General features: G+C 40.4%; 16 protein-coding genes. 12 read left to right on the plus strand and 4 right to left on the minus strand.

Annotated elements, in window-relative coordinates; all coding sequences use genetic code 11:
* Nucleotides 1-188 precede the first annotated feature (188 nt).
* From PH_RS03745 to PH_RS03755, 3 genes are read left to right on the plus strand one after another with little or no spacing between them, the layout of a single operon-like run.
* The gene (locus PH_RS03745; protein ID WP_010884891.1) at nucleotides 189-1,205 is read left to right on the plus strand and encodes a DUF4855 domain-containing protein; all 1,017 of its coding nucleotides are present in this window, start codon (nucleotides 189-191) and stop codon (nucleotides 1,203-1,205) included.
* A complete protein-coding gene (locus PH_RS03750; RefSeq protein WP_010884892.1) occupies nucleotides 1,190-2,854 on the plus strand; it encodes a hypothetical protein in 1,665 nt (554 codons plus the stop codon). Before PH_RS03745 ends, PH_RS03750 begins: the two co-directional genes overlap by 16 nt.
* 7 nt (nucleotides 2,855-2,861) lie before the next feature.
* Nucleotides 2,862-3,812, plus strand: coding sequence for a hypothetical protein (locus tag PH_RS03755; protein ID WP_010884893.1), 951 nt, complete (start codon nucleotides 2,862-2,864; stop codon nucleotides 3,810-3,812).
* 13 nt (nucleotides 3,813-3,825) lie between these two features.
* Here PH_RS03755 and trmBL2 read toward each other — a convergent pair whose 3' ends face one another.
* From trmBL2 to PH_RS03770, 3 genes are all read right to left on the minus strand, one after another.
* Complete coding sequence (trmBL2, locus tag PH_RS03760) at nucleotides 3,826-4,620, minus strand: HTH-type transcriptional regulator TrmBL2 (protein WP_048053221.1); 795 nt, start codon at nucleotides 4,618-4,620, stop codon at nucleotides 3,826-3,828.
* A 210-nt stretch (nucleotides 4,621-4,830) separates the two neighbouring features.
* On the minus strand, nucleotides 4,831-9,705 hold the full coding sequence (gene rgy / locus PH_RS03765) for a reverse gyrase (protein WP_010884895.1): 4,875 nt from the start codon (nucleotides 9,703-9,705) through the stop codon (nucleotides 4,831-4,833).
* A 110-nt stretch (nucleotides 9,706-9,815) separates the two neighbouring features.
* On the minus strand, nucleotides 9,816-10,235 hold the full coding sequence (locus PH_RS03770) for a PPC domain-containing DNA-binding protein (protein ID WP_048053222.1): 420 nt from the start codon (nucleotides 10,233-10,235) through the stop codon (nucleotides 9,816-9,818).
* Nucleotides 10,236-10,303: 68 nt separating this feature from the next.
* Here PH_RS03770 and PH_RS03775 point away from each other — a divergent pair, with 68 nt between their 5' ends.
* A complete protein-coding gene (locus PH_RS03775) occupies nucleotides 10,304-10,636 on the plus strand; it encodes a DUF134 domain-containing protein (RefSeq protein ID WP_010884897.1) in 333 nt (110 codons plus the stop codon).
* Nucleotides 10,633-11,460: a helix-turn-helix transcriptional regulator gene (locus PH_RS03780; protein ID WP_010884898.1), complete on the plus strand. Its 828-nt coding sequence runs from the start codon at nucleotides 10,633-10,635 to the stop codon at nucleotides 11,458-11,460. Before PH_RS03775 ends, PH_RS03780 begins: the two co-directional genes overlap by 4 nt.
* Here the strand turns inward: PH_RS03780 and PH_RS03785 are convergent.
* The gene (locus PH_RS03785; protein ID WP_010884899.1) at nucleotides 11,457-11,915 is read right to left on the minus strand and encodes a hypothetical protein; all 459 of its coding nucleotides are present in this window, start codon (nucleotides 11,913-11,915) and stop codon (nucleotides 11,457-11,459) included. The genes PH_RS03780 and PH_RS03785 overlap by 4 nt on opposite strands.
* An 85-nt stretch (nucleotides 11,916-12,000) precedes the next feature.
* On the opposite strand from PH_RS03785, the gene PH_RS03790 reads away from it, so the two are divergent.
* From PH_RS03790 to PH_RS03820, 7 genes are all read left to right on the plus strand, one after another.
* Nucleotides 12,001-12,447 (plus strand): LEA type 2 family protein, encoded by a 447-nt coding sequence (locus PH_RS03790; protein ID WP_010884900.1) that lies wholly within the window; start codon nucleotides 12,001-12,003, stop codon nucleotides 12,445-12,447.
* A 174-nt stretch (nucleotides 12,448-12,621) separates the two neighbouring features.
* Nucleotides 12,622-14,415 (plus strand): ABC transporter substrate-binding protein, encoded by a 1,794-nt coding sequence (locus tag PH_RS03795; protein ID WP_010884901.1) that lies wholly within the window; start codon nucleotides 12,622-12,624, stop codon nucleotides 14,413-14,415.
* A 41-nt stretch (nucleotides 14,416-14,456) separates the two neighbouring features.
* Nucleotides 14,457-15,428, plus strand: coding sequence for an ABC transporter permease (locus PH_RS03800; RefSeq protein ID WP_010884902.1), 972 nt, complete (start codon nucleotides 14,457-14,459; stop codon nucleotides 15,426-15,428).
* An 11-nt stretch (nucleotides 15,429-15,439) separates the two neighbouring features.
* Nucleotides 15,440-16,291 carry an ABC transporter permease gene (locus PH_RS03805; RefSeq protein WP_010884903.1) on the plus strand — a complete coding sequence of 284 codons (852 nt, stop codon included), beginning with the start codon at nucleotides 15,440-15,442 and terminating at the stop codon, nucleotides 16,289-16,291.
* The gene (locus PH_RS03810; protein ID WP_010884904.1) at nucleotides 16,292-17,275 is read left to right on the plus strand and encodes an ABC transporter ATP-binding protein; all 984 of its coding nucleotides are present in this window, start codon (nucleotides 16,292-16,294) and stop codon (nucleotides 17,273-17,275) included.
* Nucleotides 17,272-18,243, plus strand: coding sequence for an ABC transporter ATP-binding protein (locus PH_RS03815; RefSeq protein ID WP_010884905.1), 972 nt, complete (start codon nucleotides 17,272-17,274; stop codon nucleotides 18,241-18,243). Before PH_RS03810 ends, PH_RS03815 begins: the two co-directional genes overlap by 4 nt.
* An 11-nt stretch (nucleotides 18,244-18,254) precedes the next feature.
* Complete coding sequence (locus PH_RS03820) at nucleotides 18,255-19,400, plus strand: amidohydrolase (protein ID WP_010884906.1); 1,146 nt, start codon at nucleotides 18,255-18,257, stop codon at nucleotides 19,398-19,400.
* Nucleotides 19,401-19,402 lie beyond the last annotated feature (2 nt).

Here is a 19,402-nt window from a genome sequence, read left to right on the forward strand (position 1 = left end):
GCTCGGAGAATGCTACGACAAACCCTACGGGTGTTAACTATATCTCAGGTATATAATATTGTGCAAAATGTGTTGTAATGTGTTATTGTAATTTTTTATTTTAATGGTAAGTGTTATTATTCTACTACTCTGGACTCACTTTATTTATCCATAAGGTTTTTATGTACTATAGGAATTAGTTAAATTTGGTGATTCTTGTGTTGGGGATTGGCTTGTGGTGGATAAGGTGGAATGATACTCTGGGTGGTTATGAGTCTAGGATGACTCTTGGTGGGAGGAGTCCAGGAACGTATTATGATGAGGTCCAGTTGTTTAAGGAGAGGGGTTTTGATAGGGTAGTCTTCCTAGGTGAGGAGGGGAGGGGAATCAACTACACTGGGAATGGGTTTGCGGATGCTCGTTACCTAGCACTGTGGATTAGGACTCACATCACCTCAATAGATTATTACATCACAATACCATTCTCCTATGGTAGTGGTGAGCTTAGGGATAACCCTGCCAATGGGTTCGAAAACTCTTACTGGAGGAGTTGGATTGACGGAGTCCTCGGGGTTGATGATGACAACAGACTCGGCTTCTACTGGAGCTACGAAAGCTGCCTACAAGGAACAATCAATGACCCAGTTCCTAAGAAGAAACTTAATCTTAAAAAGGAAGATGAGATTAAAGAGTACGAGAGTAAATACATTGAGTTCCTCCAGGAAATGAGTGATTACATTCACAGTCATGGACTGGAATTAATTTGGATTCCAGCGACTGGAACCAGAGATGCTACGTATTTAAAAAATAATAGTGGGATACCCACTCTAGCTGGATATTTCGACCGTGTTTTTGTTCAATTAAATTATTATCAATATAACTCACAATATACCTTCAACAAACTTGTTGAAAAAATCAAATGGATATATGAAGAATCACTCTCAATAGAGATGGAAGCTGACTGCGCGGTTCTCGAGGGTAAACGTGGGCACTGTGCTGAGTGCGAGTATGCAAATAATGAACCTGTTTACTGTAATAACGCAAAATGTCTAGAACGTGCCTGCGATTATATAAGTGGTATATTAGAAGCATATTGGGAGTTATTCCACCGCCCACCTTTATCGCCGGAAACTGTAGTTAACAGGCTCTTTCCTCATAGAGCCTACTACTTTGGCACTGACTTTAAAGTAGTTGACAAGGTGAGGTCAAAATGTCCAGAATGGTGATTGTATCTTTTCTCACTATATTTTTATTCCTAACTCCTATAGCTTCAGCTATTCATACAATCAAAGCTCCTGGAGTGATATATGAAGTAAAATACTCCGTTGTTTCAAATGGAACAGTGGTTTTAATACCTCTATCAGTTTTTCAATATGATTTTCTTTGTTGTCCAAATAGCTCAATAGCAAAATTTGGTGAGTGGTATTATCTCCTCTACTATGACGGCTCACAACTTTATCTCTTGAACTTCACGTATGCACTTGCTCATCCTCTCAGAGTTGCATTTGTTAATGGTAGTTGGTATGTAGAGATTTCAACATATAAAGATTCATGCGATGAGATTACTAGCTCAGTCTATAGTTTAAACCTGGCAAATTTTTCTTTCAAGAAGGTGAATACTAGCTGGTCTAGACTTGTATGGAATAGTCAAAGCGTTAATGAAATTAATGGTTGGAAAATAGTTATTCCTAATCTTTCAACGAACTCAAGCTTTCCTACAACTGTGGATATTATTGTTATTAACAGTAAAGAGAACGCTAATCTCCTCAATAACTCTAAAAGAGTTGTCTTGACGACCTCTCCAAAGTTCCCAGTGTACTTCCTTCTAAGGAAGGGGAATCGAATTAGAAACATTACATTAGTTTACATAAACACTACTCCTGTATCTTGGATCGAGTACGGCTCAAGACGAGTGACTGGAATATCTGGCTATTGGTTTCCAGAAAATATCAAGGTAATTAGGATTGGCCCCAAAGGGGAACTTCACGTTCCCTTCTGGAACGTCAAAGTTTTGAACGCTCAATATTCAATAGTTTCAAGTGGAAAGGATGCAATAATTTACCTTTCAATATCAGTTCTTTCTCCTTACTGCCCTCCACACCTTGTTGCAAGTGGCTATAATTGCAGTAATACGAGTGAAGTCACCATCATGGGTGGAGGTGAATATCTCCTCTATTTCAACGATTCAAAACTTTATTTATTGAACTTCTTAAAGCCCTATAATACCGTCATTGAAAGTTATAACGGAGCAGTTTTTGTCAATGGCTCCTGGTACTTAAACATAACTTTCTTCAACAGGAGTAATTTAAGATTTGTGGATAAAATATACCAATTTAATTCGCGTGATTTTTGCATTAAACCTGTAAACGTTAATTGGTCAAGGCTCCTGGAGGAAAGCAAGAATATTAACACAATCAATGGATGGAGGATAGTTACCTTTGACCAGCAGAGTTCGGATAGGTGGGGGTTAGCTCCCATTTATACTGTCTGTGCATCTCCTTTTAAAGAGGCAATTAAGTTAAATTACCCCTGTAAAAGCCTGATAATTCAAAAATTTGTTAAAATTCCAATTCAATTCATACTTGAAAGAAGTGAGACAGAGAGAAACATTACAATGGCTTACTTTGAAATGAATTCAACAAGTGCTGACTACAAGCTTTCTAAGGATATTATACCTGTTGATATACCATTCTGCCAGCAGTCAAAAAGTGAGAGAAGAGAAAGTACGAGTAAGGAGAAAAATGAAACTACTACTTCCTCCACTACTTCTACTACCTCCCCCACACCAAAAGAAAAACACAAAATCTGCGAACCAGGAGTTATTGTGTTGTTACCTCTCATATCTATAATCATCTCAAGGATTAGAAGGAGATGAGGTCGAAATGTCTCGGTGGATAGTTCCTCTTCTCTTATTAACCCTCCTATCTTTCCCAGCCCTAGCGAGTAAGCCCCTAATACCAGTTGGAGGAGATGTCGTTGAGGTTTACTATAATATCTACTCTAACGGTACTGCAGCCCTAATAAGCACTGAAGTTGCAGATCTTCAAGTGACCTGTGGGATGGAGATGGTATGTTGGCCAGAAGTGGGCCGAGCATATCACTATTTGTTCTTTTACAACGGCTCCCAGTTGTATTTCCTGAACTTTACACCAGCCCTACTGGAGTTATTACCTCCTTCCTTTGGCCCAGAAAACATAAGTTACGACCTCATTTATTTATATCCGGAACTGTACTGGAATGGCTCCTGGTACGTGAACATTAGCTATTATCCAGTTGGTGGTATATACCGTTTTGGTGGTATGTATATTCTAGACACTAAGAATTTCTGTATTGAGCCGACCAATTTAACATCTCCAGAGTGGAAGCATACTATTAACGGGTTGTGGATTGAAATACCAAAGATATTCTATAGCGGAGAATACTGGCACTCTAGCTCCCACAACTCGGCCCACTTCATAATTCTCACTAATACCAGCCTCCTAAACGATCCTATTTACGGCCCAGCTTATAACCAGGTCTTTAAGCACATCCCTACATTGACCGTGAATTGGACTCAATTCCCAGTTTATTTCATTCTCAGTAGACATAGAGTGAGGAAAAACATTACCCTATTTTACCTTAACATTACCGACATTGTCAGGGGTGGTTATCTACCGGAGGATGTCAAGATAGCTAACGTGACAGTATGTAAGGAGGAGCAGGGTACGAAAATTGAAGGGAATACTACCTCCAAGTCAGAGGAGGAGAACACTATTACAGGTTCAAAAGTGTGCGGACCCGGATTAATCCTTCTCCTCACAGTAGCCCTAACATTGACAAAAAGAAGGAGGTGAGGGAAAGAAGAGATCAGGCATTTTCTGCCTTCTCCCAGTACTCCTCAAACCTCTTCTTGAACAAGTCAACAACCCTGTGATCCTTGATCCAGACTTGGGTCTCGTAGTTGAAGTATCTGGCCGCTAAGTCTTCCAGGGCGAAGAACACTTCCTCATCGCAGACTAGCATTGGAAGGTCAAATTTGTCCAAAACCTTCAGCTCGAGCTTTCCTTCTTTTGCGTACTGGACGATCTTTGACGTCTTTATTCTAGCTAGTAAGTTCTTCGTTAAAATTATCCTTGTCTTTACTCCCCTGTCGACAGCTTTTATGATATCATCCTCGAGGTTTATGGCGATAAATCCATCGTCAGCTAATAGAATTTCCCTCTGGACTTCTTCCAGCATCTCCTTCGTTTTCAGCGTTGAGTTCTTAATTCCCCTTACTACCCATACCCTCTCAACTCCATACTTCGGAACTTCGGTCTCGATAAGTGGGGCCATAAGCTCTAGTAGTTCTTCCTTAGCCTTCTTCTTGGCTTCTAATTCTTCTTTAACTCTCTCCTGCCAGTCTTGTATGAACTTCTCAAGAACGTTAGCCGGGTGAACTGGCCTGTACTTGTTCGTCTTACCTGGTTGGTTCATTGCAAATCCTTTCTTCTCTAGGCTCCTAAGCACATCGTAAGTTCTTGGAGCTGGCACTTCGGAAACACTTGCCAACTCAGCAGGGGTAAGTACTCCAAATGCTACCAAGGCAACATATGCTCTTGCCTCATATAAGTTTAATTCAAAGTGTTCCTGTAATAGTTCTACCATTCTTTCTTTGCTCATTTTTACCACCGTCAAGGACTTGTCAATATAATGAAAGATCTCTTGTTATATAAACTTTTCCCATAATTGAATTAAAGTTATAACTTTATCTAATGTTCTGAGTAAATACTTGGTCCATTTATACTAAAATTGCATCATAATGCATATTCATTACTTCCTTAATAAGATTTTCCATATACTAAAAGGTACAAAAATAAAGAGGAGAAGATCTTACCTTACGTATCTTTTAATCTCCTCATAAAGCTCATTTAGAACATCTTGATAATCGGCCTTGGCTTCTTCCACCATATCCATGATTTTCTCGAGTTGTCTCGTCCTCTCCTCACTAACAAGATCCTTATATTTGGTAATTAAATACTGGTATACCTTTATCCCCTTCTCAGTTGGAACGAGCTTCTTCTTCCCCTTCGTCTCTATGACGTATCCCCTCTGGAGTAGGGTTTGAACTATTTTTGCATACGTTGATGGCCTTCCTATTCCCCTCTCCTTCATAAGCGCTATCACATCTCCCTGAGTGTAGAGGGAGACCTTGGGAGCCCTCCACTGTTTTACCTCTTTAACCCTTAGTCTCTGACCCTTCTCAAGTTTGGGTATCTGTCTAAGCGGAAGGGACTTTATCTTGGACCAACCATCGTAAAGCACATCTATGTAGCCTTCAACCTCTACATCCTTAAATGGTGTTGAAATAATAGCTTTCTCATAAAGTATCTTTGCAGGCTTCATCTGGCTTGCCATGAACCTTCTAAATATTAAATCATACAGCCTGAAGTGATCCCTAGTTAGGTTCTTGGGTATAGTTATTATCCCATCCCTTATGAGCTGTATCAACCTTCCCGTATCTATCGGCCTCGTAGGTCTTATCGCCTCGTGAGCTCCTTCTTCACCCCACTTCCTTGGGGTAAAGTATTCCTCCCCAATTTCCTGGGTTATGTATTCCTTTGCTACCTCTATTCCCGTATTACTCACGTGTATGCTGTCGGTTCTATGGTAAGTGCAGTTGTGGGAAACAATTCCATTCGAGATGAAGTTCTCCGTGGTCGTCGTAAAGTCGTAGAGCTTTCCTGTATAGTGCCTCTCTTCAATTTTCTCTACTCTAACCCAGGTAACCCTCGCTTCAACTAGAGAGTTGAGAAACTCCTTTTCAGGGCTATCTTCAGCGTATTCAAGGACTTTAGCAACTTCATCCCTTGGAATTTCCTCGTCTAAAATTCTGTTCTTAAAGCCATCCCTAAACTTTAGCTTTCTGAAGATGGAAGCAACGGGTAGGAAATCTCCCTCATTCTTCGATATCGAGTAGACTTTATCAAATTGGGACTTTTTAATCCTTAGGTATGGATAAATCTTCTCCCTAAACTTCTCTAGGTCACTTATTATCAACTCCCAAACTCCCGCGTGTTCATCCCTTCTAAGGTTGTTAACTATTCCAATCTGGTACAGATAAACGCTAAGCATCCTAAGGATGTCGCCTCTCTTTGATGTCAATACTGCTCTCCTTAAGAATGTTCCACTCGCATCAAAATAGCCCGCAATCATTGCATTGATATACTCCTCGCGTAACCCAAACACCAGCGAATGGAGCTTCCCCTCTCCAACACCCAGTCTCCTGAAGACTTCGGCTAGGATCAGATGTGAGAAGCCAATATGATCTGCAGACTCAAAGATACGAACAAAGGGGAGGGCTTCTTCAATAACTGGTTTGACATCCTTCTGGAATATTACGACTTTATCACCTTTCAGGGTTCCTTTCCCAAGGATTACACCGAAGATATACCAGAACCTCTCGTCTAGCTCGATTGATATTTGCTTTGAGTCCATCTCTTGTTCACGATTATTCAATTCCTGGGAGGAGGAATTCTCATACTCACTTATTCCGAGCTCCTTCAGAAGTTGAGGTAGGGTATATTTCTTCCCACCACGGTGGCCGAGATTATAGATAAAGGCGACGTAGTCTCCCTCTCTGATGTTCTTAGCGGAAACCCATCCAATTTTGCCATCCCTCATTACGAGAAGTCCGTGATCGGGGGTTGCTTTAATTTCATGTCCATTCTTCAGTTTAATGACTTTTATTGGACCATCCCAATCTATCTCCCAGAACTTAAGGGCCTTTGCCTCTTTCGGCTTGAGACCGTTTATACCAAGTAAACTTTCCTCAGAGTTTTCAACCGCTTCTCTTATCTCTATAATCCTACCATCAGAAAGGCTGACGAGTGTATCGGGAGTTACACAGAGACCGGCCTCAAACAGATCCTGGGCTAGTTGCATAGTCTTAGTTGCTGAGAATCCCAGGAATCTAGAGGCATCCTGCAACATGGTATCGGTTGTATAGGGAGGAAGGGGATTTACATCCTTCTCCTCTATTATTACGTCTTTAACTTCTACTTCCCTAACTTCACCTTTCGCATTCTCTATTGTCACGTTTATTCCGTTCTCAAGTATTATTCCAAGGAAGTCAGTTTCGCTTTCGGTGAATTCTTTATATCTCTGAACTATCCAACCTAGAACTGGCGTTTGAACCCTTCCAGCTGAAAGGTTCCTATTCTCAAAGACTTCCCATAGTTTCTGGCTTAATTCAAACCCTATCCACCTATCTTCGATCCTCCTTACTAGCTGGGCATTTACCCTGTCTTCATTTATATCCCTGGCTTCCCTTATCGCTCTGAGTATCGCTGGTCTCGTAACTTCATGGAACTCTATCCTCTTTATGTTAGGAGCGTATGGAGCTAGCACGTTCCTTATATCCCAGGCTATTTTTTCTCCCTCTGTATCTGGATCCGTTCCTATAAGTATCTCATCAACTTCGAGGGCTAGTTCTCTCATTGCTTTAACGTTCTCTAAAGCATCATGAACGTTTCTGCTGCCGCACCTTGGACAAACCCCTTTCTGTTCCCAGTCCACGAACTGGTGACCGCAATCCCTACACCTCTTTATAGTGTCATAAACTGGGACGAAGTACGGCTTTCCATTGTTCTTCAGTATTAAGACTCCATGGTAGCCTTCATTGGTCACCAGATCGAACATGTGCCCACCGCTCGCTAAAATAGTTAGCATCTTGTCACCTATGCTAACTTCATATGCCGTTAGATCTCCAATTTTTCTCTTGCTCGGTTGCCCAAAGAAGCTTGCAATCGTTCTAGCCTTATTGGGGCTCTCCACTATCATAAGGGCTGATTTAACTAGATCTTTTACCTGCTCGCTTATCTTCCCCTCAATTACGAGCTTAACCTTCTCTCTATCCCTGTCGATCTCCTTAAGAACTTCTTTGAGGTTTACCTCCTCAAATTTCTTAATATCAAATTCGACAAAGCGCCAGCGCATCTGCCTTATTAAACCGTTGAAAACTTTCTGATCGTCAACTATAATCACGCTAAGCCCCTTCGTTATTCCCCCAGCAAATAGCCTGGAAGTTCTACCGCTGGCCTGGATGTATGTCCTTACATCTGGTATCTCAATGTAAAGCTTCCCTTCTATCTCTTTTAAGCTTAAAAATGGATTCTCAGCGATCTTTTTTATGACTTCTTCATCCTTGAGGACTTCCCTCAAGAACTCAACGGATTGCTTAAAGACCTCAAGTACGTGATTGTGAAACCCTTCAAGCTCGAGTCCTTCTGCCAGAGCTTCCTCTATTTTCATTAATTCGTACTGAGGAATATTCCTTATAAGCCTTCTCAGCCTAGCGTAGAGTTTTTCTCCTTCGCTCTTTTTCTCCTCAGGTAAAAACTCAAGTATTTCGCTCATTAAACCGAGAACCCTGTATATTGTCGGTTGCTCGAGATCCATAGAGAATCTGAACTTTGGAACTCCTGTAAATATAGCAAACCTGATGAGGTGAGGTAGATCAAGCCCCCTAACAAGGGTTCCGTAATAAGTGGCAACTCCAACTAAATAGTCAATCTCACCTTTTTCAAATAGCTCTAGGCCTTTCTTGTTTTTAGCAGACACTAGCTCCACTTTAAATCCCTGAGATTTAAGATAGTCCGTTAATTCCTCGGCATACTCAATTCCCTTATCTATTGGAACGAAGATTAATCCTCCCTTTCCAAGCTTCCTAAGCAGTTCGACAACGTGCTCCTCAATGGGTTTTTCAGGTAGCAAATAAGTATCGACTATGTTCCTAAGAACGCTCCTCCCACTTCCAACTTCAAATCCCAGGAGTTCCCTGTAAAGTTTAATCCTATCTCCCTTTGCGCTACCAGTTGCTGAAGCTACGATTAGGATCCCTATCTTATTCCTCCTTTTGTACTCCTCGATTTCATCCTCTATCTTTTCTATCTCTTTGTTAAGTTTCTCTATTTCCTCTTCGTTCTTTTTCTCATTTTGAAGGAGTTTTGCAAGTTGTTTCTTTAGCTTTATAACTTCCCATGCCCTACCTATTATCTCCTCACTGAATCCAAGCATTATTAAAGATCTGTCTATATTCTTACTCGCTTTTAAGAATGCATCAACGTCATCAACGAAGATTAAATCGAACTTCTTGTCTTTAAGTAACTCTTTGAATCTAGTTGCCAAGAATTGGCTTGATGTAATTAATATGTCAAAATCTCCATTCCTTATCTTTTCTAGGGCTTCCTCCTTTTCTTTCTTCCTTAAGTTCCCGTGATAGTATACAAGCCTCACGGAAACGTTTGCTTTTTCAAGCATGCTCTCTATTTTTTTAACGGTTTGAATTACTAAAGGAGTTGTTGGAACAACTATGTAGCTCTTTTTTCCTTTCGTCGCAAAATAAATCGAAATAAAAGCCCCAAATGTACTTTTTCCCATTCCTGTTGGAGCTATTATTGAGAAGCTTTTTCCCCTTATGATCCTCTTTACCCAAGTCCTCTGAGCGCTCCAGAACTTAAATCCAGTTGACTTTTCAAATAACTCCTCTATCTCACTAACTTCCTTATTTAATCTATAAAGCTCCTCCCAGTCCTTCAAGGTGCCTCTAAGCTTTAGGGCATTTCTAACGGCAACGATCAACTCATTATAATCCTCAGATAGAATAGGCTCACTAAGACAACCTTCACAGGGATTTTTATTCGAAAGTCTCTCATCAGTTATTGCCCCTCTACAGTTGGGGCACATTCCCCTATAAATCGCCTTCATTTCGGTTCCCTCTTATCATTATTTCCCTAGCTCAACTCTTAAAAAGATTTCTTAACGCTTTAAATCAAAAAATAATCCTTAATAGACAAAGTTATAAAAATAAGGAAATTCTAAAGTTTTAATTCTTCCCAAAGTGCTAGACCATATTTAGTGGGCTTTCTCTCGATCTTTTCTCCCTTTAGTTCCTGAAGGAAAATTTCCGCGACAAACACTTCTCCTTCAACTAGATGGCCTCCGAATACTATTCCCTCCTCGTTCCCTAATGAGACGTGGGCATGTACAAAAGGTTCCCCATCCTTAAGGCTTACGTTCCCGATTAGGGATATCAGTTCATAACTTCCTTTAAGGGGTATCACCTTATATTCCTTCTTTTCCTCTAAGAAATATCCTATTTTAGGGTTCTTGAGTGTCCCAATTCCATTTATGATGGCCGTTTCTATACCTTCCTTCTTGCAGAAGTTTTTGATGTAGGTTAGCAACTCCTCCCCCTCAGGCACCCTAAAGAGGTATGTCCTACCGAGCGAGAACATCCCAGTCACCACTTCCCATTATCAAATAAAGCATATAAAACGTTAGGGTAAAGTTAAGTTTGATAACCATGCCATTCGGATGGGGAAGAGGAAGGGGAAGAAGAAGGAAGATGAGGATGATAAGATTTCCCCCTCAAGTTAGACACTTCTATCCAGCAATCCCATCAGTGGGGCCTCCAAAACCTCCAATAATAATGACCTATGAAGAATTTGAAGCCCTTAGGCTAGTTGACTATGAAGGATTAACCCAGGAAGAAGCCGGGAGAAGAATGGGTATTTCTAGGGGAACAGTTTGGAGGGCCTTAACTTCAGCTCGAAAGAAAGTTGCACAAATGCTAGTGGAAGGGAGGGAGCTAATAATCCTTCCCCAGGGAAATGAGATAGTTCGTGATGAGAAATGAGAAGGATCATTGCCTTGCTCCTTTTGACGCTTTTTGCAAGCTTTGCATATGCTGAAAATGTTAAGCTAACTGTATTTCCGGATGGATATGTTAAAGTTTCAGTCAAGATTAACGTTACTAAAGGGGAAAACGTTTCTATTTCCCTTCCATTCTATGAATTTTCGAACTTAAGCGTAACGTTAAATGGAAAAGAGATCCCTTTCATCCTGGGGGAGAATAAAATAGTAGTTTACTCAAGTGGCGATGGAACCCTTGAAGTTACTTACATAACCCCCGAGTTAACTGAAAAGCATGGAAAGACATGGAAAGTTATTCTCCCTTTCAATGATACTAAAGAAGTTGTCTTACCAAACGATGCGGTAATAGTTGGTCTCTCGGGGATCCCTATTTCCATAAGGGATAATGCTGTAATCATGCCCAAGGGAGAACAGTATATAGAATATATAACCCCCCACATTGCCACCTCCAGTTCCACTGGTAATAATGTAGATTTAACCTTAGAAGGAATTTTAACCTTGACGTCATTCGCTCTTGGTCTTATTTTAGGCGCTTATGGAAGTAAAATTCGAATTTTATTTAGTAGAGGGGTCACACTAGATGATCTAGCTAGAAAGTATAATTTAAACAAGGAAGAGCAGGATGTTTTGCTTTATATACTGGAGCAAGGTGGGAGAGTAAGACAGGCGGATATAAGGAACGATTTAGGCATCCCGAGAACTACAACTTGGAGGATTCTAAAGAGGCTTGAAAAGAATGGCCTTGTAAGGCTTTTAAAGATTAACAATGAAACACATGTTGAGCTAAGGGTTAAAATAAAAGGTTAAGGCCTTCCTAGAACTAATCCTATGATCGAAAGGATCATTATCAGGAATATACCATAGTCTGGTACAATCGTTTTTGCTCCCATTAAAATTAAAAACAGGAATATACTTCCAATGAGAGCTAATGCAAACCCTGACCTTGAAAATAGGGCAAGAATTGCCCCTATTGGGACTGCAAATATTAGCCCAACGATGGTTGCCATTAGGAGAGATAGTAAGTTCACTTCCATTGGTAGTTCTCCGCTCCTATCGAATTCCTCTAACATGGAGATGAGATCGCTTGAAACTAATCTTTGTTTACCTATAATAGTTCCTAGAAGGTAAGTTCCCGTAGCAAAGGATACTGGACCGTATCCTACTTCAATGATCTTACCATGCATTTCGATTCTTACTACTGGAGCAACTAGAAGAGTAAGCAGCAATACTATTGCAATTCCAATTCTAGCTCCTCTTCCCACCTAGTTTCACCCCCTGTTTAATAGCTTTGTTCGCCCTTAAATAGGTTACCATAAGCTTAAATTCTCTAGAGATAACCTAAAAATCATGAGATTGAAATCCTGGGTAATAGTAGTAGGTATTGTTATTGTATTATCCATCAGCTTCTTCCTAAGCGAGAACATGATAATTGTACCCAAAGTTAGTGTTTCGAGCATGAAGATCCAGATAGGGGGACTCGTAAACTCTTCTCTTGTTGTAACCCTCAAGATTTACAACCCTAATCCTACTCCAATTACAATTACGGGAATTGAATACGCATTATATTGTGATGATGGAGTGATGATCTCGAAGGAAAATATAACAAAATCTATCGTAATCCCGGGTGAAAGCGTTGAATATCTCGATCTTGTAGTTAAAATGAGATATGGAACGTTAAAGGCAATATGGGGAGAATTAGAAGCAACAGATAGAATTAATTGGTATCTTAAGGGGAAACTATATGCTAAGCTTGAAGATAAAAATATTACTATATCATTTAATTGGAGAAATTGAAGTTTTGGACTTTCAATTCGACAAATTTATTCAAAAATATAGGGTTAAATTTTAACATATCACTAATGCAATCTTGAGAATCTATGATCTTCAATGCCAAATTCCGATCCATAAAAATTAAATATACGCTTCGACGTACATAGTTTTAAGATTTAAAATTGGGGGTAATCTTAGATGAAAAAGAGAAGTTTGTTTGTAATAACACTCTTTCTCGTTTTAGTAGTTAGCCAATTAGGAATTGCCAAGGCCTCAGAAGTGAAGGTATTTCCAGGTGTCAAAAGAATCGGAGGAACACTAATAGTTCTTTATTGGGGCGATCCAAAGAGCTTCAATCCAGATGCACAGGTAGACGATGCAGGATATGGAATAGCGAATCAGATATTCTGTAAGCTCGTGACCTTAGATAGGGACTACAACGTAATTCCAGATCTCGCTTATAAATGGGAAATTAGTGACGACGGCAAGGTTTATACATTCTATCTTAACCCAAATGCAACATGGCATGATGGCGTTCCGGTGACAGCTGAAGATGTAAAATGGACTTTTGAGGCCATAAAAAAGTACAAGGGGATCGCCTATGGAATAATCCATGCCGATAACATAGAGAAAATCGAGGTAGTTGACAACTATACAGTGCGCTTTTATCTAAAGGAGCCCTTTGCACCATTCTTGTCATTCCTAGCATGGTATGGAACGTTTATACTACCAAAGCACATTTATGAGAAATATAGTGACTGGTTAGATCCAAAGAACCCCTACTTAAACAAGCCCATTGGATGTGGGCCCTTCAAGTTCGTTGAGTGGGTAAAGGGAGATCACATAACACTAGTCGCTAACGAAAATTACTTCAGGGGAAGACCGGGAATTGACAAGATCATTTACAAGATAATACCTGACGCTTCCGCAGCATTGCAGGCTTTCTTAGCTGGTGAAGGAGACGTCCTTGGTCAAAGACCTCCTCTAACCGAAATTCCAAGATTGAAGTCCACTCCTGGTGTATCTGTCTCGATAAGGCCAGTTCCTAGCAGGTGGTATCTAGGGTTTAACCTCAAACGCCCATATCTCCAAGATGTAAGGGTTAGACTGGCAATAGCATATGCAATAAATAGAAAAGAGCTAGTAGAAAAAGCTGAGAATGGACTCGGTTACCCAGCAGAGGGAACATATGTACCTGCAATTAAGTGGGCCTATAATCCAAACGCTAAATTACCTGAATATAATCCAGAGAAGGCAAAACAATTATTAGATGAGGCAGGATTTAAAGATATCAACGGAGATGGGTTTAGGGAAACTCCTGATGGAAAGCCTCTTGAACTTAGACTGCTTTACTTTACTGGAAGCGATACAAATGCCATATGTACTTTAATCAAGGAGCAACTAGCAAAGGTAGGATTGAAGGTTAAGCTTGAAAGTTACGAGATAGCAACATGGGAACAAAAAGTTGTTAAAGAAAGAGACTTCGATTTAGCCCTCGTAGATGGATTCCAGGGTCCTGACCCTGCAAACATGGAAATAAGATTTAAATCAACGGCATATATAAATTTTGCTGGATATAACAATACAGAGTTTGACAAACTCCTCGAAGAAGCTGCTAAGACCACAGATACAGAAAAGAGAAAGGAGCTATACTGGAAAGCTCAGGAGATTCTCGCTAAGGATCTTCCGTATTTACCTCTCGTGGATCTTGTGGCAATTTCAGTATGGAGAAGTGAATTCCATGGAATGCCCTGGGAAGACGAAGCAGTAGGGAAAGTCGGAATTGGAAGTTATGCTATGGTATGGTGGGAGAAAGGAAAGCCGATAGAAGAAACTACTAATAAACCTACTTCAGAGACAAAAACTTCCATCTCGAGTGCGTCGCCAACTCAAACAGCCACTAAAGAGAAGGGAGTCTGTGGACCGGCAAGTATCCTCAGCTTGATCATAATTCCAGTAGTCTTTAGATTGAAACGTAGATTTTCTTCTTGATTTTTATTTTTATTCCCCTTTTCTTTGTTGGAGGTGAGAGAATGGGATCAATGAAGGTTTATATTATAAAGAGGAGTATTCAACTCATCCTGGTAATATTCTTCGTCTTGTTCTTAAATTTTATAATAATAAATGCCGCTCCTGGTAATCCCGCTCAACTCATGGCTGGAGAGTATAGTACAGAGGAATATATTAAGGCAATAGAAGCCCGATGGGGATTAGATAAACCTATTCACATTAGATTCTTGATATACATGAAAAACCTCCTGCATGGGGATTTAGGATATTCTTATAGATATCTTGAACCAGTTTCAAAACTTATAATGGAGAGAATTGGAAAAACCCTACTTCTCACAGTTCCAAGTATAATTTTGGCATTTCTAGTTGGAGTATGGCTTGCAAGAATAGCAGCGAGGAAGCCTGGAGGTAAGCTTGATGTATCGCTCTCTATAATAACTTTGATATTTTACTCAATGCCTTCATTTTGGCTTGGCCTGCTTTTAATCTTAGTATTTGGAGTTAAACTTGGAATTTTGCCAATAGCGGGAATGACTAATATTAGGGCCGTTTACTCAAGCTCTTGGGATAAGGCATTTGATATATTAAAACATATGGTCCTCCCAGTTACGACGCTCATGCTAATTCAGATTCCAGCATACTTTAGGATTACTAGGGGAGCCATAATTGAACAGTCTACAGAGGATTATGTGAAAACCTTTGATGCGGTAGGGTTTTCAAAGAAGCACATTTTCAATAAATACATATTCAGAAACGCCATCTTACCTCCAGTTACCATTCTAGGTCTTAGGCTCGGTTATGCGTTTTCTGGTGCTGCCCTAGTTGAAATAGTTTTTGGATGGCCAGGAATGGGAAGACTATTGCTAGATGCTGCATTTGCAAGGGATTATCCTTTGATAATGGGAATTTATCTAGTGATTGCAGTTAGTGTAGCCGTTGCGATATTCATCACAGATCTATTGTATGCGGTTCTCGATCCTAGGATAAGGTATTAGGAGGGATAAAAATGGTGAATAAAGTTTTTAGAGCATTGTCTGAGATTAAATATACAAAAACAGGTCTCATAGGGTTAATTCTGCTGTTAGTATTAGTAGTTATAGCGTTAATAACGCCATTACTCCCATTACCAGATCCACAATCCACTGATTTTCAGCCCTTTTTGCCACCCTCAAAGGATCACCCGATGGGAACAGATAACCTCGGTAGAGATATCTTTAGTAGGGTTCTATGGGGGACAAGGACTTCCCTATTGGTGGGTTTAGTAGCGGCGGGTTTATCGGCTATAATAGGAGTTCTAGTCGGAGGGGTTGCGGGTTACTATGGGGGAACGATAGATGACATCCTAAGTAGGATAACTGAAATATTCCTGGTAATACCAGGATTTTTCCTAGCTCTCCTTGTGGTTTCAATTTTTGGAAGTAGCTTGCTTAACATTATGATAGTCCTTGGCCTATTAATTTGGCCCTCAAATGCAAGGCTTATGAGGGCTCAAGCCCTTTCATTAAAGGAAAGAGAATTTATTCAAGCCCTTAGAGTTGCCGGCGTGAGTGACCTGAGGATAGTTCTTAGGCATATAATACCAAATGGAATACAGCCGATAATAGCAAATACTTTCCTCCAAATGGCGGGGGCCATAATTACCGAAGCTGGACTTAGCTTCATAGGGCTTGGAGATCCAAACGTAGTGAGCTGGGGGAAAATGATATATGAGGGGCAGATATACATCACTACTTACTGGTGGGTACCTATATTCCCAGGAGTATTCCTGGTTCTAACGGTGTTAGCTTTGAACCTGCTTGGAGATGGGCTCTTAACTTTACTTAATCCAAAGCTTAGAAGAGCGATTGGGGTGAGTTAAATGAACTCAATTCTTGAGATCGAAGGTTTAACTGTTAAATATAAGACAAGATATGGAACAGTTCATGCACTTTCTAACGTCTCATTTAGTGTTAAAAAGGGTTCCATAGTTGGAATAATCGGTGAGTCAGGTAGTGGAAAATCCACTCTTGGTCATACAATTCTTAGAACGCTTCCAGAAAATGCAAGAATAGAAAGTGGGAAAATAATGTTCGAGGGAAGTGATCTTTTAGAGATAGATGAGGAAGTGTTTAGGAGGGAATTTAGATGGAAAAAAATTTCAATGATATTCCAAAATTCTATGAACGCGTTTAGTCCAGTTCATAGGATTCAAGATCAACTTTTAGACGTTGCAAGGAAATGCTTCCCAAACAAATCAAGGAATGAGCTTTTAGAAATAATAAAGGAAAAACTAAGAATTGCCAATATAGACGAGAGTGTTCTCAAGAAGTATCCACATGAGCTCAGCGGAGGGCAAAGACAGAGAGTTGCTATTGGAATGGCACTTTTAGCTGATCCAGAGATAGTCATTGCAGATGAGCCAACGACGGGGCTTGATGTTGTTACTCAGTACCAGATCCTAAATAGGTTAAAGGAAATTCAAAAAGATCTGGGTATAACTCTACTTTTAATAACTCACGATGTTTCTGTGGTTGCAGCCCTTAGTACGGATGTTCTTGTCCTTTATGCGGGTAAAGTCCTGGAGTATGGGGACATAAAGAGAGTATTTAAGAACTCCCACCATCCCTACACCTATTTACTCCTTAGATCCTATCCTGAAATGGGAAAAGAAAAGCTCTATGAAATTCCAGGTTCGCCTCCAGACTTACGTAACCCTCCATCTGGCTGTGTATTCCATCCAAGGTGTCCATACGCTACAGATCTCTGTAGAAAAGAAGAACCAAAACTTGTGGAAATTGAAGAGGGGCATTTCTCTGCTTGTCATTATGCAACGTCCTTTAATAAGGAGGTGAATTCTTTATGACGTCAGATACGTTAATCGAGGTAAAGAATCTAACGAAGTTATTTCCAGTTACCAGTTCAATTCTTGGGAAAAAGATCTCAATAAGGGCCGTTGATAATGTTAGTTTTGAAATCAAAAAGAACGAGATACTAGGGCTTGTTGGTGAGTCAGGATGCGGGAAATCAACCCTTGGAAAGCTACTAGTTCGCCTACTGGAACCAACGTCTGGAACTGTTTTATTCAAGGGTCAGGATATTTATAAATTGAGAGGAAAGAAGTTAAAAGAGTACAGAAAAAGTGTTCAAATGGTCTTCCAGAACCCTTATACGTCTTTTGATCCAAGGTTAACGCTATTTGAGAACATTGCAGAGCCGCTATATACTCATAAGCTAGCTCTTAACAAGGAAGAAGCCCTAACATTGGCAATGCAATATTTTGAAGATGTGGGCTTAACTCCACCCGAAGACTTCCTAATGAGATATCCGCATGAACTTAGTGGAGGGCAACTTCAGAGGGCCTCTATAGCTAGGGCCATTGCACTTGAGCCTGAATTTATAGTTGCGGATGAACCAACTTCAATGTTGGATGCCTCCCTTCGTTCTGGAATACTGAATTTGATAAAAAAGCTCAGAAAAGAGCTTCACACAAGTTGGCTCTTTATAACCCACGACTTACCATCAGCTTATTACATAGCTGACAGGATAGCCGTTATGTACTTAGGCAAAATAGTCGAGATCGGAGAAAGTAAGGAAGTTCTTAAGAATCCCTTGCACCCATATACTCAGGCATTACTTGAGGCAAACCTCCCAATAGATCCAGATGCCTCACTAAAAGAACCAAAGGTAAAAGGAGAACCTAAGCCAGTTTTTGAGACTGGATATTGTAGATTTTTCCCAAGGTGCCCATATGCATTTGAGAAATGCAAAAAAGAAGAACCTCCTCTTGTTGAAGTTAAAAAGGATCACTACGTTGCTTGTTGGCTTTATTAGGAGGTGATTAAATGCTCGTAATAAAAGGAGTTAAGGCCTACACAATGAGCAATATTGGGGTAGTTGAAAAAGCGAATATCATAGTAAAGGACGGAAAGATAGTTGACGTAACCCAGGAGCTCCCGCCACTAGAGGGAAAAACAGTGGTTGATGGAGAAGGACTTATAGCTTTACCCGGCCTAATAGATCCACACACTCATCTTGGAGTTTATTCCTTAGAATGGGAGTATGGGGATCATGGTACCGAAAAGTCCGACCCAATAACACCTCATTTTAAGGTAATTGATGGCCTTGATATATTCGATCCAGGGTTCAAGGATGCAATAGCGGGTGGTGTTACAACAGTATCAGTGGAACCAGGCGCTCCCCTCTCCTGGGCCAGCTACGAGAAAACAACTATTATGCCCGGTCAATCAGCAATTCTAAAAACAAATGGTAGGATAATAAAAGAAGAAGCCGGGATAAAGATAGCGGTAGGAGGTCATGTGAGGAAGTTCCTTGAAGAACTCAAATTAACTCCGACTACGAGGATGGGAATATTTGCCATGATAAGAATGATACTGCACAAAGCGAAAGAATACCTCGAAAAAGAGGATAAGCAATATGATCCAAAGCTTGAAGCTCTTGCGACTCTATTAAAGAATGAAACCGTCGCAAGAGTTCATGCTCATCTTTCTAGGGATATGCTTTCGATAATCCGGTTACTAAAGGAATTTGATATTAAAAACATAATCATAGAGCATGGAACAGAAGCCTACAAGATTTCAGATGTTTTGAAAGAGAATGGGATACCTGTAATCCTGGGTCCCGTGATATTTCCAAGGAGAGGCGTTGAATTAAGGGAACTCTCCTCAAAACTGGCTTTTCAACTTTACAATTCAGGCATGATGTTCGCCCTCACAACGGATCATCCAGCACTTCCGATTCAGTACCTAACTTTAGTTGCCGCAGCTTGCGTTGGGGAAGGTTTACCCTATGAGGAAGCCCTTAAGAGCATAACAATTAATCCTGCAAAAATACTTGGGATTGATAGATTTGTAGGGAGTCTTGAGCCAGGAAAAGACGCAGATATAGTCCTGTTTGATGGTGATCCGTTAAACCCTGAGAGCAAGGTTATGTACACGATAATAGATGGAGAGGTAGTTTATGAGAGGTGATT

This window comes from Pyrococcus horikoshii OT3 (genome assembly GCF_000011105.1).
Classification (GTDB): Archaea; Methanobacteriota_B; Thermococci; order Thermococcales; family Thermococcaceae; genus Pyrococcus; species Pyrococcus horikoshii.

What these genes read in the sequence shown, in the direction of transcription:
- PH_RS03750 (WP_010884892.1), top strand. Translation starts at nt 1,190, where the DNA reads ATGTCCAGAATGGTGATTGTATCTTTTCTCACTATATTTTTATTCCTA.
- PH_RS03755 (WP_010884893.1), top strand. Translation starts at nt 2,862, where the DNA reads ATGTCTCGGTGGATAGTTCCTCTTCTCTTATTAACCCTCCTATCTTTC.
- trmBL2 (WP_048053221.1), bottom strand. Translation starts at nt 4,620, where the DNA reads ATGAGCAAAGAAAGAATGGTAGAACTATTACAGGAACACTTTGAATTA.
- rgy (WP_010884895.1), bottom strand. Translation starts at nt 9,705, where the DNA reads ATGAAGGCGATTTATAGGGGAATGTGCCCCAACTGTAGAGGGGCAATA.
- PH_RS03770 (WP_048053222.1), bottom strand. Translation starts at nt 10,235, where the DNA reads ATGTTCTCGCTCGGTAGGACATACCTCTTTAGGGTGCCTGAGGGGGAG.
- PH_RS03775 (WP_010884897.1), top strand. Translation starts at nt 10,304, where the DNA reads ATGCCATTCGGATGGGGAAGAGGAAGGGGAAGAAGAAGGAAGATGAGG.
- PH_RS03780 (WP_010884898.1), top strand. Translation starts at nt 10,633, where the DNA reads ATGAGAAGGATCATTGCCTTGCTCCTTTTGACGCTTTTTGCAAGCTTT.
- PH_RS03790 (WP_010884900.1), top strand. Translation starts at nt 12,001, where the DNA reads ATGAGATTGAAATCCTGGGTAATAGTAGTAGGTATTGTTATTGTATTA.
- PH_RS03795 (WP_010884901.1), top strand. Translation starts at nt 12,622, where the DNA reads ATGAAAAAGAGAAGTTTGTTTGTAATAACACTCTTTCTCGTTTTAGTA.
- PH_RS03800 (WP_010884902.1), top strand. Translation starts at nt 14,457, where the DNA reads ATGGGATCAATGAAGGTTTATATTATAAAGAGGAGTATTCAACTCATC.
- PH_RS03805 (WP_010884903.1), top strand. Translation starts at nt 15,440, where the DNA reads ATGGTGAATAAAGTTTTTAGAGCATTGTCTGAGATTAAATATACAAAA.
- PH_RS03810 (WP_010884904.1), top strand. Translation starts at nt 16,292, where the DNA reads ATGAACTCAATTCTTGAGATCGAAGGTTTAACTGTTAAATATAAGACA.
- PH_RS03815 (WP_010884905.1), top strand. Translation starts at nt 17,272, where the DNA reads ATGACGTCAGATACGTTAATCGAGGTAAAGAATCTAACGAAGTTATTT.
- PH_RS03820 (WP_010884906.1), top strand. Translation starts at nt 18,255, where the DNA reads ATGCTCGTAATAAAAGGAGTTAAGGCCTACACAATGAGCAATATTGGG.